Origin of the sequence: Novosphingobium sp. (assembly GCF_027489515.1) — a bacterium.
Taxonomy (GTDB): domain Bacteria; phylum Pseudomonadota; class Alphaproteobacteria; order Sphingomonadales; family Sphingomonadaceae; genus Novosphingobium.
Genome location: NZ_JAIXZS010000021.1, coordinates 33,741 through 50,325, shown reverse-complemented (window position 1 = coordinate 50,325; position 16,585 = coordinate 33,741). Strand labels below are relative to the sequence as shown.

Genomic DNA, 16,585 nt, shown 5'->3' with positions numbered 1-16,585 from the left:
AATATCAGATTTGGCTTGACCCTGCGGGCGATTGCGGGAAGCTTTGCAGGGTGGGGACCAGAGCCCGCGCCTTTGCGGGGCAGGGCCGAAGCGGGGGGAATGACTATGCGTCGTGCGAATGCGAAGCGGTGCCTCGGGATCATTCTGGCGGGGAGCGGGCTCGCTGGCGCCATGCCCGCGCTGGCAGAGGAGGCGGCCCCGCCGGCCAAGAACGACGGCATTGCAGAGATCGTCGTTACCGCGCAGCGCCGCGCGCAGAACGTGCAGGACGTGCCCATCGCAATCGCGGCGATCAGCGGCGATGCGCTGACCGAGACCGGCATCCGCGATCCGCGCGATCTCACGCTGCTGGTGCCGAGCCTTTCGATGCAGGCGGGCACGGCCGCTTCGACCACCTCGCTGTTCATCCGCGGTGTCGGTATTGGCGACTTCAATTCGAACACGACGGGTGCGGTGGGTGTCTATGTCGACGACGTGTTCATCGGCGCGAACGCGGGCAAGCTGTTCAACGTGTTCGATTCGGGCGGGATCGAAGTGCTGAAGGGGCCGCAAGGAACGCTCTATGGCCGAAACACGACGGCGGGCGCGATCCGCTTTTCGAGCCGCAAGCCGACCGACGAGCTGAGCGGCGATTTCTCCGCGCTTTATGGCCGGTTCAATGAAGTGCAACTGGAAGGCGGGATTGGCGGGCCGATCGCCAAGGACCTCCTCAAGGTGCGCGTGGCAGGCTTCTACAACCGGCGCGACGGGACGACCCTCAACCGCGTGACGGGGAACAAGGTGAACAACATCAACCTCTGGGCGCTGCGAGGGATTGCCGACTTCACACCGGCGCCCAATGTGCTGCTGCGGCTTTCGGTGCATGGCGGCAACAACACCGGCGGCGCGCGGCAGTTCCAGCACAGGGGGTCGGGCGTCGACTTCTTCGGCAACCCGGCGCAGCTGCCTGACGGCACGCCGACCGACGCCTTCGGCTATGCCGATACCGACAACAATGTCTATGCCGGGGATTACAACGTCGAGGGCAAGGAGCGCATCGGCGTGTTCGGCGCCTCGCTGCTGGGCCAGGTGGACTTCGGCGGGGTGCAGCTGACCTCGATCACCGCCTACGAGAAGGTCAACCGCGCGACGCTCGAAGATACCGACGCGAGCCCGGCGGATTTCGTGGTCGCCTATTACGAGGACCGCCCGCGCCAGTGGAGCGAGGAACTGCGCCTGCAATCGACGGGTGACCGGAAGCTCAACTGGATCATCGGCGGCTACTATTTCCACGATACGCTGGCGACCGACAGCAGCTTTGATCTGCTCCGGTCTCTGCGCGATCCCAATGACCTCCTCGGCACATTCGACCCGGTCAATTCGCTGGGCCTGCTGCGCTATCCCTATACGCAGCGCACGCGCAGCCTCGCGGTGTTCGGGCAGGCGGATTACAAGCTCACCGACAAGCTGACTGCGACGGTGGGTCTGCGCTGGTCGCGCGACCGGATCAGCATGGATTACCGCAGCCTGTTCGATGCGGTGGGCGGCGTGGTGCCGGTGAAGGCCTATTCCGACGTGACGCTGCCGCTGCTCGATTTCAAGGGCACCAAGACCTTCAAGGACCTCTCCTGGCGGGCGGCGCTCAACTACAAGTCGGGCGATACGCTGGTCTATGCCTCGTTCTCGAAGGGCTACAACAGCGGCGGGTTTGCGGGCGGCGCTTCGACCGATCCGCTGCAGCTGGTGCCGTTCAATTCGGAGAAGCTATACGCCTACGAAGTGGGGCTGAAGACCGAGCTGCTTGACCGCAAGGTGCGGTTCAACACTTCGGCGTTCTATTACGACTACCGCGACCTGCAGGTTTTCGTGTTCGACCTGACGGGGCCGATCCCGGTGCAGCGCAAATTGAATGCGGGCAATGCCGAAATCTATGGCCTCGAGGCGGAACTGACAGTGCGGCCGACGCGGAACCTCGATCTGTTCGGTGCGGCGACCATCATGCACAGCAAATACAAGAAGTTCGCGGCATTGGGCGGGGTGAGCTACAACGGCAACCGGCTGGTCAATGCGCCGAAGTTCGCGTTTTCGGGCGGCGTGAACTGGACGATCCCGCTGGTGAGCGGGGCAGCGATCAAGGCGCGGGTAGACGGGACCTACGTGTCCTCGATCGCGTTGTTCCCGGACAATGCGCCAAGCACCGAAGTGAAGGGCAACGGGCGGATCAATGCGCGGCTGGCCTATCAGACGCCCTCGAAGGTCTGGGAAGCCGCGCTGTGGGTGAAGAACCTCAATTCCTCGCGCTACATCTCCTCAATTGCGCCAGTGATCACGCAGGACCAGATCAACTACAACGATCCGCGTACCTTCGGGGTCCAATTGGTCGCGCATTTCTGAGCGGCGCGGCGAGACAAGAAAAGGCGGCAGTTTCTGATGCTTGACGTACATGGCTGGCTTGAGAAGTTCGGCGCGGCGCTGAATGCCGGGGACGGCGCGGCAGTGGCAGGGCTGTTCCTGCCCGAAGGCCTCTGGCGCGACTATCTGGCGCTGGGCTGGACGCTTGCGACACATGAAGGCAGCGAGGCGATCGCCGCGTTCGCCAATGCGCGCGGGGCCTCTTCGGAGATCGGCCATTTTGCCAGCGATGCGCCGGCGGGGGCGAGCGAGGGCTTCATCACGTTCGAGACGGCGCAGGGGCGCGGCGAGGGCTATCTGCGGCTGATGGGCGAGAAGGGATTCACGCTGCTCACCGCGCTCAAGGAACTGAAGGGCTTTGAAGAGCCACTGCGCGGACGGCGCGCTTCGGGCGTGGTCGACGAGACCGGGCAGCGCACCTGGGAAGATGCGCGCCATGACGATGTCGAGCAGTGGAGCGAGAGCAATCCGCCCTATGTGCTGATCATTGGCGCCGGGCAGGGCGGCCTTGCGCTCGGCGCGCGGCTCAAGATGCTGGGTGTGCCGTGCCTGCTCGTCGACAAGTACCCGCGCGTAGGTGACCAGTGGCGCTCGCGCTACAAGTCGCTGCTGCTGCACGATCCGGTGTGGTACGACCACATGCCCTACGTGCCGTTTCCCGATCACTGGCCGGTCTACACGCCCAAGCAGAAGATGGGCGACTGGCTGGAGTATTACGCCGGGATCATGGAGCTGGGCATCTGGACCAGCACCGAATGCAAGGGGATTGCGCGCGATCCCGCCACAGGCAAGTGGCGGGTGGAGCTGGAGCGTGACGGCAAGCCGGTGACGCTCGTCCCCGAACATCTGGTGATGGCGGTGGGCAATGCGGGCTTTGCGATCACGCCGGAGTTTCCGGGGCAGGAGACCTTCAAGGGCCACCAGTGCCATTCGAGCGCGCATCCAGGCGGCGAAGGGCTGGCTGGCCAGCGCGTGATCGTGGTGGGCGCAAACAACTCTGCGCATGACATCTGCGCTGATCTCGTCAGCCACGGGGCTGAGCCTGTGATGATCCAGCGTTCCTCGACGCTGATCGTGCGGCAAACGACAATGGAGAAGATCCTCGCCGGTGCGTATTCGCAGGAAGTCTATGACGCGGGCCTGACGACCGACAAGGCGGACCTCCTCGGCGCTTCGGTGCCTTTCCGCCTCGCCGAGAAGGTCAACAAGGCGGCGTGGGACCAGATCCGGATCGACGAGGCGCCGTTCTACCAGCGGCTGACCGACGCCGGATTCCAGATCGATTTCGGGCCGGACGGCACGGGCATCGCGATGAAGTTCCAGCGCACATCATCGGGCTACTACGTCGATGTCGGTGCTTCGGAGATGGTCGCGGACGGGCGGATCAAGGTGCGCTCAGGCGTGAGCATCGAGCGCATTGTCGAGGACGGGCTTATGCTTTCGGACGGCAGCCACGAGCGCGCCAACCGCATCATCTATGCAACTGGCTTCTGCGACATGAAGCAGTGGGTGGCGCGTCTGATCAATCCCGAAGTGGCAGAGCGCATCGGCAAGACCTGGGGCTATGGCTCGGGCTTTCCGGGCGATCCCGGCCCGTGGGAAGGCGAGATGAAGAACCTGTGGAAGCCGACGCCCGAGCCGGGTCTGTGGTTCATGGCCGGAAATCTCGCGATGGCGCGCAGTTACTCACGCTACCTCGGCCTGCAACTGAAGGCCCGGTACGAGGGGCTTCCGGCCGAGCCTTACGTCGCGGCGTAAAGCCGGGGCCTGAGGCCCAGCGCGGCGCCGATCAGCGCAAGGCCGAGGATGACTGCGGCCGAGCAGGCGATCAGCACCGTATCGATGCCTTGTGCCTCGATCATCATGCCCGCCGCCGTGGGCAGGATCGCCGCGCCCAACAGCTGTGCCGAGGCGGCGAAGGGCAGGCTGCGGCGGCTCGGATCCGCTTCGAGCAGGAAGCCGGTGAGCGCCGGGGTGAGCACCATCCATACGAAGCCGTAACCGACGACAAGGCTCCAGCCCAGCGTGCCATCCGCGCCGCGCAGGAACAGGAGCGCGACGATGGCGATGAGGCCAAGGCCGGTGACGACCGCCTTCGCCCCGGCATGGCCGCGTTCTCCCACCGCAATGGCCACGAGCGCGCCCGCCATCTGGCCGACCATCGAGGCGGTGAGCATCGGCGCGATGCGTTCGGGCGCAATGCCGCGCGATTCGAGCCAGAGGCCCATGTAGGCCCAGATCCCGACCACCGCACCCACGAGCAGCGCCGAAGCGCCGAGGCCGATCCAGCCAGACAGCGGAATGGCGCCCTTGCTGGCGGCCGCGTCGGCATGGGCGACGGGTGCGAGCCGCGCGGGCACGAGCGGCAGCGCCAGCGCGGTGAGCGCAGCGATCACCGCGAGCGCATGCTGGACGTCTGCCGCGGAGCCGGGTGCGGCGGCGCTCGCGAACCATTGGAGGATGGCATACTGGCTGGCGGCCTGGAGGAACAGGAAGGCCGCGGCTGCGGCGTTGAGACCCTTCGCGCGCGCAATCGCCCCGGCCGCCACGCCGACAAGCAGCCCGCCCCCCGCGCCCGAGATCGCGCGGGCAAGGAGCAGCGGGACAAGCGCGGGCAGCAGGTTTGCGGCGATCGTTATGGCGATGCCGGTGAGCGCCACGGCCCGTGCGGGGGCACGGGCCAGCAGCGCGATGCCGCCGGCGCTGCCAAGCGCAATCGCGGCAATCTCGATCGCGGCGAGCAGGCCAAGGCTCGCTTCGCTGATCCGCCCTTCGTGGACATAGCTGCCATAGAGCAGCGGCTGGACGCCAAGGACGAGGAGCCCGGTCGCGCCGATCAGCAGCGCTGCGCCGAGCGATATGCGGGAGGGCGCGGGGCCGGTTGGTTCCTGCTGCGCCGCCATGCCATTCCCCGCTGATCCGATAATTATCCGGTTTATTGGGCGCGGGGCGGAGCAAGTCAAGCGAGCGCAGTCGCCCAGTGCAATCGCGGGTGCATTTACGGGTGCATTCGTTGCTGCAACCCTCTTGTAATCGGTTACGCAACCACGCAGACCTTTCTCGTGATCCGAACGATCGCTGCACCGCCCGGACAGGAGTTTCGCTTGACCATCAGCCGCCGTGATCTGCACCGCATCATCCTTGGCGCCGGGGCGATGGCGCTTGTGCCGGGCCTTGCGCGGAGCAGTCTGGCCCTTGGGGCCGAGACGGCCGGTTCCGACCCGCTTGCGCTCGTCGATCCCGAACTGCGGGCGGCGGCGCGTGCGATGCTGGCCCAGAAATTCCCCCCGATGTCGCGTGAGGCATTGCCTGCCATCCGCGCAGGCTGGGCGCCGCCGCCCTTGCTGAAGGCTCCCGAAGTCCTGATGCGGACGATCCCGGGCCCAGCGGGCGCGCCGCCGGTGGCGATCGAGTTGATCGTGCCGGGGCCTGCGGGCAAGCCAAGGCCGGCGATCCTCCATATCCACGGCGGCGGGATGATCTCCGGCCGCGCCCGCAATCTGACGTCGTTCTGCCAGGCGCTTGCGACAGAGTTCGACGCGGTGGTGGTCAATGTCGATTATCGTCTCTCGCCGGAAACGCCTTTCCCTGGCCCCGTTCTCGATAACTATGCCGCGCTCACGTGGATGGCGGCCAATGCGCAGAGCCTCGGCATCGATCCCGCGCGGATTGCGGTGATGGGCGAAAGTGCGGGCGGCGGGCTGGCCGCGATGACAGCGCTGATGGCGCGCGATCGCGGTGAGGTGCCGCTGTGCCAGGTCGTGCTGATCTATCCCATGCTGGATGACCGCACCGGATCGACCCGCACCGTGCCGCCGCATATCGGCACGGTAGGCTGGTCGGCCGAAGCGAACCGGTTCGGCTGGAGCGCCTTCTTGGGCGTTCCGGCGGGTTCCGACAGCGTGCCGACGGGCAGCGTGCCGGCGCGGGAGAGCAATCTGGCGGGCCTTGCGCCCACCTTCATCGGCGTCGGCGCGCTCGATCTCTTCGTCGATGAGGATATTGCATTCGGCCAGCGCCTGATCACAGCAGGCGTGAAGACGCGCATCCATGTCACGCCCGCCGCGTGGCATGCCTTCGATTTTGTCGTGCCCGAAGCGCGCGTCTCGCGCGAGTTCACGGCGGCGTGGAAGGCTGAACTGCGCGCGGCGTTTTCGACTTAGCGCGCGAGGTTCCGGTCGAAGAACTTGAGGATGACGTCATAGGCTTCGCGCGATTCGGGCATGTCCGGCTTGTAGAAGAAGCCGTGGAACAGGCCCTCCCACACATGCAGTTCGGCGGGCACGCCCAGCGCGACGAGGCGGGTGTGGGTCTTGACCGCAGAACTCAGCTCGAAGCCGCGCGTGGCGGTGATGATCAGTGTGGGCGGAAAGCGGCGCAGCACCGCATCGGATGAGCCGGGCGAGACGAGCGGATTCTTCGGGTCCGCGTCCTTGAAATAGGGCAGGGCGGTCCATGTCGGCGGGCTGGTGGAGGGCCAGGCCGGCGCTGGGCGCGCCTCGCCCACTGCGGCGGTCATGTAATCGGCATCGCCGCCAAAGCCGTTCGCGGAACTGGTGAGCCCGGCGCAGAAGATGCCCGCCGCGCCCGGGCGGGGCAGGTCGTGCCGCTGAAACCACGCGAGCGCCATGCCCGTGAGCATGCCGCCGGCCGAACAGCCATAGATGCCGATCTGCGCCGGGCGATGGGACTTCAGCAGTGCGCGGTAGACCAGCGCTACATCCTCACTCGCGGCGGGAAACTTGTGCTCAGGACCCTGCCGGTAGTCGACTGAGACAACCCGCACCTTGCCGAGCGTAGCCACGGGAATGGCTTCGAGTTCGGCGCAGCCGGGGAAGCAGCCCATGAAGCCGCCGCCGTGGAGGTTGATCAGCACGCGGCGGGCATTGCGCCGTGCGATCCCGGCCTTGGGGGCATAGTCGAACACCCGCACGCCGCCGATCCGGTGCTCGCGCATGGTATAGGCGTAGGCGGCCTTGGCTTCGGCGAGGTAGGGTTCCATGAACACCGGGACGCCGCCCACTTGCCGGACCTTCTCAGGGTTCTGCATGTCGTGGAGATGGTCAGCCATGTATTGCCTGGCCTCGGGGCTGAGCATCGACGAGACGGGCACGGCCATCGCCGGCACGTGAACCGTGCCATCCGCATCGACGACGACGGCCGGCGGCGTATCGGCGGCTCTGGCCGGCTGGCCCGAGGGCAGCAGAGTGGCCGCCAGAACCAGCGCGCAGGCGAAGCGCATCGTGCGGGCGATCAAGGGAAATGTCGCGCTGGCCATGTTGGGGGTCTCTCCTCGTGATCCGCGGCGAACGCTTGCTGCCTTGCGTCCCGATCTTCAGACTTGCGTAATCGATTGCAATTCTGACTGCAAGGTGTAAGCACGTAATCGATTGCGCGCAGGCTTCGCGCGCTCAGACCGCAGCGCAGACCGTGGCAGGGCGAGAGGGATTGACGGTGACATTCACACGCAGATCGTTCGGCTTTGCCGCTGCCGGCGCCGCAGCGCTCACGGCTTTGCCGTTGCGCGCACTGGCGGCCTCCGCCGCGCCCGAGAGTGACGCGCTGCGCATGGTCGATCCCGAACTGCGCGACGGCGCAAGGATGATCCTGGCGCGGCCGCTGCCCGATCCGCTCGATCCCGCCGCGATCCGCGCGATGCGGGAGAAGGCACCGCCTCCAGCGCCGCCGCTGGCTGCGCCGGCCATCGAGCTGCGGCGCATTCCCGGAGCCCCCGGGCATCCCGAAGTTTCCATCGCGGTGATCGGTGCGCGCGCCGGCGGAGCACCGCGCCCTGCCGTGCTGCACATTCACGGGGGCGGCTTCATTGTGGGCCGCATGCAGGATACGTTTCCGGCCTCGCAGCGCCTCGCTGAGGAACTGGGCTGCGTGGTGGTTGAGGTCGAGTACCGGCTTTCGCCCGAAACCGTGTTCCCGGGGCCGCTCGAGGATTGCCACGCTGCGCTCGTCTGGCTCCATGCCAATGCTGCGGCTTTGGGCGTGGACGCTGCGCGGATTGCGGTCATGGGCGAAAGCGCAGGCGGCGGCCTTGCGGCAATGGTCGCCATCGCGGCGCGGGATCGGGGCAGTGTGCCGCTGTGCTATCAGGTGCTGATCTATCCGATGCTCGATGACCGCACCGGCAGCACGCGCCGTGTGCCGCCGTTCATCGGCACGATCGGCTGGAACGAGGCGGGCAACCGGGTCGGCTGGGCCAGCCTGCTCAGCCAGCCGGCGGGCAGCGTGACTGTACCGTCAGGCGCGGTTCCAGCGCGGATCACCAGCTACGCCGGCCTGCCACCGACCTTCATCGGCGTCGGCGCAATCGATCTCTTTGCCGAGGAAGACATTGCCTATGCGCAGGCGCTGATCGCGGCTGGCGTGCCGACACAGCTGCTGGTCATTCCCGGCGCCTATCACGGCTTCGATTTCATCGCGCCCGCCTCGCGCGCCGCGCGCAACTTTACGGCATCCTGGAAATCGGCGCTGAGCGCCGCCTTCCAGCCCGCGTCCGCCAGATCCTGAGAAGCTGAAGCGCACCAAAGGGCGAGCACGCAACGATTTGACACCAGTTGCACAATCGATTACGCAAGTATTCAAGAATGAGGGAGGATACCATGAAGCCCAATCACCACCGCAACCATCTGCGCGCGCGCCTCGCCGGTGCCGCCGCGACAATGGCCCTGATCATCGCCGCATCCGCGCAGGCGCAGGAAGCGACCCCGCAAGCCACCGAAGCGGCCGATGCGGGCGAGATCGTCGTCACCGCGCTCAAGTCCGGCTCGCTCAAGCTCGATCAGGTGCCGATCGCCATCCAGGCGTTCAGCGGTGACACGCTCAAGCAGCGCAATGTGCGCGATGGCTCGGATCTCATCCAGCTTATCCCCGGTGCTTCGCAGGCGCAGGAAATCGGTGCCGGCTACCGCATCTTTTCATTCCGCGGTTCGGGCGCGGGCGGGCCGATCGGCGATGGTCTGATCGGCTACTACCTCGATGATACGCCCTTCGGTGTGCCCAACAACCAGGCCGCACCGCCGGTGCAGTACTTCGACATCGACCGGATCGAAGTGCTGCGTGGTCCGCAGGGTACGCTCTACGGTCTCGGCTCGTCCGCCGGCACGATCATCTACCGCACCAAGAACCCCGACCTCGAAAAGATCACGGTGGCGGGCGAGGCCGAGCTTTCGACCACGCGCGAGGCGGGTGACCCCAACTATCGCGGCGCTGCGGCCGTGTCGGTTCCGCTGATCGAGGGCAAGCTCGGCCTGCGCATCAGCGGCGGCTACGATCGCCGTGCCGGTTATGCCGATATCTATTCGGGCGCGCCCACCGGCACCCCGCGCGAGAAGGATGCGAACGACGTCACCTCGAAGGACCTCCAGGCGGTTCTGCTGTGGAAGCCCGATGCGCTGACCACCGTGCGCCTGCGCGGCTGGTACTTCAGCACCGACCAGAACTACCTCAACGTCATTAACTCGGTTAAGCCGCCGTTCGCTTCGTTCCAGGGCGACGTGGTGGGGTATGATCGCCGCCGCGCCTGGTACCTTTCGAACACGATCACCCGCGATATCGGCGCACTCACGCTGACCAACGCGACTTCGTACCAGAAGTCGCTGCCCGGTGGGTTCCAGGTCGGCCTCAATCTGGGCGCGCCGCTCGGCATCGGGACGCTGATCAACGGCGGGGACGCGCGCAACTTTGTCAACGAACTGCGCCTTGCCACCAACAAGGGTGGGCCGTTCAAGGGCGTGGCGGGCGTGTTCTACCAGAACGCCAAGAGCCTCTACACGTTCAATCTGAACTTCCCCGCTTTCGCGCTCAGCGGCCAGACAATCACCAAGACGGAGAACGCGGCCGTGTTCTCCGAAGCCAGCTACGAACTGTTCGGCGGCAAACTCGTGCCGCTCGTCGGCCTGCGCTATTTCAAGGACAAGCGCACGGCGAACTCGATCTCCAATGGCGTTCCCGTGTTCATCAAGGCCACGCCCGACGCGGTAACCTGGCGTGCCAACCTCGCGTGGTACCCGACGACGAACTGGACGGTGTTCTTCAATGCCGGCACCGGTTTCCGCAGCGGCATCCTGCAATCGCAGGCCCAGGCCGACGCGGTGATCGCGGACGGTGTGCCGAGCGGGCTTTCGCTCACGCCTGACAAGCTGCGCAACCTCGAGATCGGCACCAAGGGCACGCTGCTCGATGGGGCGCTGCGGCTTGCCGTCAGCCTCTACGATATCAAGTACACGAACATCCAGAGCGCCTTCAACACCTCGATCGGCCTTGCTGCCTTCGCCAATCTGGGTGACGGCAAGGCGCAGGGCATCGACCTTGAAGCGACCTGGCGGACGCCGCTGAAGGGCCTGACGCTGACCGCGATCGGCAACGTCAACGATTCGAAGTTCACCAACGTGATCCCCGCCTTCAACGGCGCGGATCCCCGGATTGCCAACGGCAAGCGCCTGCTCAACACGCCGACGCACAACTTCCGTCTCGATGCGGCCTACGAGACGAACGTCGGCAAGTACGAGTTGTTCATGACCGGATCGGCGACCACGGTCGGCCGGTTCCGCCTCGGCGATGCCACGGTGAACGAGATCAACCCCTATCAGCTGTTCCAGGCGAGCATCGGCCTGCGCCGTGATCGCCATGAACTGCGCCTTTTTGCGGACAATCTGTCCGACGAGCGCGGGCCGACCTCGGCCAATGGTCCCACGCTGCTCGCCGGGCCGCGTCCGCGAACCATCGGCGTGACGTTCCGGCTGAACACCAACTGATCCGGACCAACCGATCTGGTCGGGATATCGCCCGGTTTCCCTTGCGGAGCCGGGCGCCGTCCTGCCAGTCCATCCGAAGGCGCTGAAACCATGGCCGAGACGTCTGCCGGGGCAGGAGGGCTTGACCGCCGCGATCTGATCAAGGGCGCGGCCTTCGCAGCCGGGCTGGGCTTAGCGCCCGGCGCTGCGAGCTCAGCTCCGGCGCCGCCGCGCGAGGCCGCCTTGTCCACCGATCCCACCGTGCGCACGACTGCCGGGCTTGTTCGCGGCTACCGTGAAGGCGGGGTCACCATGTTCAAGGGCGTGCCTTACGGTGCGCCAACCGGCGGCGCCAACCGCTTCCGCCCGCCCCAGCCGCCGACGCCATGGCAGGGTGTGCGCTCTGCCTTGCACTTTGGCCCGATTGCCCCGCAAGACAAGGGGATGGGCCGCTTCCACGATGAGGAAGCCTTCATCTTCCGCTGGAACGATGCGGTGGCCGACGAGGACTGCCTGCGGCTGAACGTCTGGACTCCCGCGCACGGCACCGCGAAGCGACGGCCGGTGCTGGTCTGGCTCCACGGCGGCGGCTTCGCAGCCGGGTCAGGCCACGATATTCCAGCCTTCGATGGCGAGAACCTGGCCCGGAGCGGGGATGCAGTGGTTGTCACGCTGAACCACCGGCTCAATCTGCTCGGCTTCCTCGATCTTTCGGCCTGGGGGCCGGACTTCGCCGAAACCGGCAATCTCGGCATGCTCGATATTGTTGCCGCGCTGCGCTGGGTGCAGGGCAATATCGCGGCGTTCGGCGGCGATCCGGACCGGGTGACGATCTTCGGCCAATCGGGCGGCGGGGCCAAAGTCTCGGCGCTGATGGCGATGCCGGCGGCGCGCGGGCTCTATCATCGGGCAATGATCCTCAGCGGATCGTTCGCCGGGTTCAGCACGCCTGAGCGCAGCGCCCGGCTGGCCGCGCTGCTGCTGGCTGAACTGGGAGTGGGCGCGGGCGATTTCGCGAGATTGCAATCGCTGCCCTATGCCGACTTGCGCGCGGCGGCAGACCGCGTGGCGGCGCGGATCAATCCGCCGTTCGACGGCTTCGTCGATGTGCGCCGGATCCCGCAGATCCTCGACTACGCGCCAGTGATCGATGGCCGCACGATTCTGGCTGATCCCGCCGGCCCGGCACTTCCCGCCACCGATCCGGCCGTACCGCTGATCATCGGTTCGACGCTCAACGAGTTCGTGTCTGGCATCAACCAGCCGGACTGTGACGCGATGGACGAAACGGCTCTGCTGGCCCGCGTCGAACGCTTCCTGCCCGGCCGCGCCGATGCGGTGATCCGGGCCTTCCGCGCAGCAACGCCCGGCGCCAAGCCGTTCGACTTGTGGTCGTGCATCGCCACTGCGCCGATCCGGCAGGCAGTGATCGATCAGGCCGCCCGCCGCCTTGCCGCCGGCGCCGCGCGCACGCACGTGTTCTGGTTCACCTGGCAGACCCCGATCCTGGACGGCCGCCCGCGCGCGTTTCATTGCCTCGACATTCCGTTCTGGTTCGACAACGCGGCGCGCTGTGCCTCGATGACCGGTGGCGGGGCCGAGGCACTGGACCTTGCCGCGCGCATGTCGCGCACGCTGATTTCCTTTGCCGCGACAGGCAGGCCGGACGGCGCCGGGCTGCCGGAGTGGCAGCCGGTGGGTCGCGGCAGCTTCCCTTCGTTGCGGATCGAGCGGGAGCCGCACATGATTGGCGAGATCGATGCCGCAGAACGGGCAAGCCTGCGCTAGCGACCGCATGCGCCCCCATTGACGAGTGCGGCGAGTTGCCCGTTAATGCAGCGCGAGTTCAAAGGATCCCATGGCCAGCGTCAAGAACATCAAGGAGTTTGCCGAACTCGCCGGAGTCTCCACCGCCACCGCTTCGCGCGCGCTGACGGGATCGGGCCGGGTGAGCGAAGAGACGCGCAAGCGGATTGCGGCGCTGGCAGAGAAGCTTGGCTACCAGCCCAATGTGGCCGCGCGCAATCTGCGCACGCAGCGCACGATGACGATCGGCGTGCTGGTGCCCCTGGGTCACGAGGCACTGCAGCACCTTTCCGATCCGTTCTTCAACACGATGACCGGCTTTCTCGCCGATGCCTTTGCCGAGCGCGGGTATGACCTGCTCCTCTCTCGCGTGATCCCGCGCAACGATCGCTGGATTGATCGGTTTATCGGTAGCGGGCGGGTCGATGGAATCATCGTCGTCGGGCAGTCGGACCAGTTCCACGTGATCGAGACGGTCTCGCGCCGCTATGCGCCGATGGTGGTCTGGGGCGGCCATGCCCCCGGGCAGCACCACTGCTCGATCGGGTCGAACAACCGGCTGGGAGGGCGCATGGCCGCGCTGCATCTGGTGGAGCGGGGCTGCCGGCGGATCGCCTATGCCGGGCCGGTCGAGGGGAGCGAATTCGGCGACCGCGTGGATGGCGCGCGCCTCGCCGTGCAGGAAACCGGCCTTGCGAGCCTCACGGCGATCCCAACGCATTTCGAGCCCGATGCGGCCTATGCCGATCTGCGGCAGAAGCTTGGCGCGTTGCCCGAAATGCCCGACGGGATCGTGGCGGGTTCTGACGTCACCGCGATCAGCGTGATCCGCGCGCTGCGCGATCTCGGCCGCAGCGTGCCCGATGATGTGCGGGTTGTTGGCTATGACGGCTTGCCGATCGGCGAGCATATGGCCCCGCCGATCTCGACGATCGACCAGCAGCTGCGCCACGGTGCCGATCTACTGACCCAGACGTTGCTGCGCCGCATTGCTGGTGAGGAGACGACTTCGCAGCAGATCGAGCCGCAGCTCATCGTGCGCGCGTCGACCTAGAGCGCTTTCCGACCAATCACGGTGAGCCAGATTGGTCGGAAAGCGCTCTAGCGGACGACCTTCGACGAGGCGCCATCAAGCGCGATGTGGAAGAACGGCGCGGGGTATCCGGCGAAGTGGGCGCGGCGCTGGGCTGCGTCGGCAAGCACGGCTGGATCGGCAAGGCCGGGATAATCGGCGAACCCGATCACGCTGAGGTCGTCCATCACCCACCAGCTGTATTCCTGCGCGGGCGCCTCGGCCGGCGTTGCCGCGACAAGGCCTGATCCATTGAGCAAGGTGAACGGCCCGAGCGGGGAAGGCGCCACCGCGCCATAAAGTCCGCTCGGTGCCGGGGACGTGCTGGGTGCGAAGACTTTCGCCTGAGTCGACCAGAACAGGTAATAGTGGCCATCGACCCAGCGCATATGGGGCCTCTCCAGCTCGTTGTTGAGGCCGGATGCGTCGATCACGGGCGGGAGGAGATGCCATGCCTCTGCCGCGTCCAGCGCTGCGACGCCGATCACGCCAGTCCACTGCGCGGTGGAGCGGGCCGAGGAGCCGGTGAAGAACAGATAGGCCTGACCGGTTGCCGGATCGCGGAACCAGGCAGGATCGCGAAAGCCGAGGATTTCGCCCGCGCGGCCCTCTGTCTGGTTGGCGCGGCGATAGTCTTGCTCATCGGCAACAATCGATTCCGCAAGATCGGTCCAGCCGGAGAGGATGAAGGCACCATCTGCATGCGCAAACTGGCAGTGGGCCTGGAACAGGCGTTGCTCGAAGCTCGGCCCCGAAAAGGCGCGCCGGCCGGCAGCCGTGAAGAAGACCGTAAGCGTGTTGCTTTGCAGCTCCAGCACCGCCGAGCCCGACCATTCGCGGCTTCCCGGCGTGAAGCCATCGGGGAAGACGGGGCCATGGACGGTCCACGCACCGTTCTTCCCGGAAAGCAGATGAATGCGCGCGATGGCATGGCGCGCATCAGGGTCCGCGCCGGCGGGCGCGGCCAGCACCATCCATAGCGAGGCGCCGTCGAAGCGAGGCAACTGGCCATCCGGATGCTCCACCGGCCACATGTCCCACAGATCGAAACCGTCGATCCGCGCGCTGTTGTCGCGGGCGAAAGGCGGAATTGTGGTGTCGGCGCCGACGGGCAGCAAGCCAAGATCCGCCGAGGTCCAGCGGCGAGCGGAGACGCGCGATTGCATGTTCGGCGCGGGTTCCGGATCCTTGACCTTCGCTGCCGTCATTCCCTGTCCCTCATGCTGCCTGCCTTGGCTGTGCCGTGCCCGCAAATCCTTGCAAACAGACACTTCCCCGGGATGCCGGCCCGAAAACCGCTGGCCATGCCGTACCCTGAAGTGTAGGGAAGAGCAATCGATTACGCAATCATCAGTTTGCCGTGTTCCAAGCATCTCGTCAGGCAGCGCATCATGCAACGATCCGGTGGCGCGGTGGGCCGCTTCTCGCCATGATGCGCGCGTGGCTGGCTGGCACGTGCACAAAGGCTGGCGGGTGCGCAGACAGGAACGGGAGAATGCCATGGATGTGCCAGTCAACCGCAGGCAGGTCCTGCTGGGGAGCGGTGCGCTGCTGATGCCGGCACCAGCCCTGGCTTCCCGCGCCGCACTTGAAATCCCCGCCGGGGGCGGCCCACTTCCGCCCGAATGGACCGCTGCCGAGGCGATCCCCCTGTGGCCGGATGCGCCGCCCGGGGCGCCCGCTAAACCTCCGGTCCGCTCCACGACGCTCGATCCCGCCTTCATTACCGGTGTCGTCCGGCCCGAACTCAGGGTGTTCCGCCCGGCGCAGAGCAATGGCCGTGCCCTTCTTGTGATTCCGGGCGGCGCCTACACATTCATTTCAATCCGCAACGAAGGCACCGATGTCGCGCGGGTGATGACTGCGCACGGCTATACCGTGTTCGTGCTGGTCTATCGCTTGCCCGCAGAGGGCTGGGCGAACCGTGCCGATGTGCCGCTGCAGGATGCGCAGCGGGCGATGCGCGTGATCCGCGCCGGTGCGGCCGGCTTCGGGATCGACCCTGCGACTGTTGCCGTGCTGGGTTTCTCCGCTGGCGGGCACCTCGCGGCTTCGCTGATCACCGCCGCGGCGGACCAGGTCTATGCCCCTCGTGACAGGGCCGATGCGCTCGACGCGCGCCCGCACAGCGCAGGCCTCATCTATCCAGTCATTGCCGCCACGCCGCCGCATACCCATCCGCTCTCCGCACAGAACCTGCTGGGGCCAGCTCCGACGCCGGAACTGGTCACCCGCCGTTCGCCTGCGCTTCACGTGAACGCCATGACTCCGCCGACATTCCTGGTTCATTCGTTCGACGACGAGGCGGTACCCTACCAGAACACGATGTTGTTCCTCGATGCCTTGCGCGAGGCACGCCGCCCTGCAGAGCTGCATCTGTTCGAGGAAGGCGGGCATGGTTTCGGAATAGGCCCCGCAAACGCGCCAGCCGGGTACTGGCCGACATTGTTCGCAGCATTCCTTGACCGCCATGCCCCCCGCGTGGCCGCAGCCTAGCCACACACGATAGCGTGCAGCTCTCCGATCCTGCGCCTGCGATGCGATCGAGACCGAGTGTTTCCGGGGTTTG

At 66.4% G+C, this 16,585-nt stretch carries 11 protein-coding genes; 8 read left to right on the top strand and 3 right to left on the bottom strand.

All coding sequences use genetic code 11. The features are described 5' to 3' along the window. Positions 1 to 99: 99 nt before the first annotated feature. Together Q0082_RS03580 and Q0082_RS03575 are read left to right on the top strand one after the other, a co-directional pair. Positions 100 to 2,373: a TonB-dependent receptor gene (locus Q0082_RS03580; protein ID WP_298189971.1), complete on the top strand. Its 2,274-nt coding sequence runs from the start codon at positions 100 to 102 to the stop codon at positions 2,371 to 2,373. A 36-nt stretch (positions 2,374 to 2,409) separates the two neighbouring features. Then, entirely contained in the window at positions 2,410 to 4,149 is a 1,740-nt protein-coding gene (locus Q0082_RS03575) for an NAD(P)/FAD-dependent oxidoreductase (protein ID WP_298189969.1), read from the top strand. Here the strand turns inward: Q0082_RS03575 and Q0082_RS03570 are convergent. Continuing rightward, positions 4,134 to 5,294, bottom strand: coding sequence for a hypothetical protein (locus Q0082_RS03570; RefSeq protein WP_298189967.1), 1,161 nt, complete (start codon positions 5,292 to 5,294; stop codon positions 4,134 to 4,136). The genes Q0082_RS03575 and Q0082_RS03570 overlap by 16 nt on opposite strands. Before the next feature lie 201 nt (positions 5,295 to 5,495). Here Q0082_RS03570 and Q0082_RS03565 point away from each other — a divergent pair, with 201 nt between their 5' ends. Further along, on the top strand, positions 5,496 to 6,554 hold the full coding sequence (locus tag Q0082_RS03565) for an alpha/beta hydrolase (RefSeq protein ID WP_298189965.1): 1,059 nt from the start codon (positions 5,496 to 5,498) through the stop codon (positions 6,552 to 6,554). Here the strand turns inward: Q0082_RS03565 and Q0082_RS03560 are convergent. Beyond that, on the bottom strand, positions 6,551 to 7,669 hold the full coding sequence (locus Q0082_RS03560; protein WP_298189964.1) for an alpha/beta hydrolase fold domain-containing protein: 1,119 nt from the start codon (positions 7,667 to 7,669) through the stop codon (positions 6,551 to 6,553). The two genes, Q0082_RS03565 and Q0082_RS03560, sit on opposite strands and share 4 nt — an antisense overlap. 176 nt (positions 7,670 to 7,845) lie before the next feature. Here Q0082_RS03560 and Q0082_RS03555 point away from each other — a divergent pair, with 176 nt between their 5' ends. The 4 genes from Q0082_RS03555 to Q0082_RS03540 all read left to right on the top strand — a co-directional run bounded on the left by Q0082_RS03555 (position 7,846) and on the right by Q0082_RS03540 (position 13,998). Next, positions 7,846 to 8,913 carry an alpha/beta hydrolase gene (locus Q0082_RS03555; protein ID WP_298189962.1) on the top strand — a complete coding sequence of 356 codons (1,068 nt, stop codon included), beginning with the start codon at positions 7,846 to 7,848 and terminating at the stop codon, positions 8,911 to 8,913. Positions 8,914 to 9,005: 92 nt separating this feature from the next. Beyond that, positions 9,006 to 11,159: a TonB-dependent receptor gene (locus Q0082_RS03550; protein WP_298189960.1), complete on the top strand. Its 2,154-nt coding sequence runs from the start codon at positions 9,006 to 9,008 to the stop codon at positions 11,157 to 11,159. Positions 11,160 to 11,249: 90 nt separating this feature from the next. Next, positions 11,250 to 12,926 (top strand): carboxylesterase family protein, encoded by a 1,677-nt coding sequence (locus Q0082_RS03545; RefSeq protein ID WP_298189957.1) that lies wholly within the window; start codon positions 11,250 to 11,252, stop codon positions 12,924 to 12,926. A 70-nt stretch (positions 12,927 to 12,996) separates the two neighbouring features. Then, the gene (locus Q0082_RS03540; protein WP_298189955.1) at positions 12,997 to 13,998 is read left to right on the top strand and encodes a LacI family DNA-binding transcriptional regulator; all 1,002 of its coding nucleotides are present in this window, start codon (positions 12,997 to 12,999) and stop codon (positions 13,996 to 13,998) included. A 47-nt stretch (positions 13,999 to 14,045) separates the two neighbouring features. Here the strand turns inward: Q0082_RS03540 and Q0082_RS03535 are convergent, their stop codons facing one another. Further along, positions 14,046 to 15,224, bottom strand: coding sequence for a glycoside hydrolase family 68 protein (locus tag Q0082_RS03535; RefSeq protein WP_298189953.1), 1,179 nt, complete (start codon positions 15,222 to 15,224; stop codon positions 14,046 to 14,048). A gap of 292 nt (positions 15,225 to 15,516) precedes the next feature. Between Q0082_RS03535 and Q0082_RS03530 the strand changes: the two genes are divergently transcribed. Beyond that, positions 15,517 to 16,512, top strand: coding sequence for an alpha/beta hydrolase (locus Q0082_RS03530; RefSeq protein WP_298189952.1), 996 nt, complete (start codon positions 15,517 to 15,519; stop codon positions 16,510 to 16,512). Positions 16,513 to 16,585 lie beyond the last annotated feature (73 nt).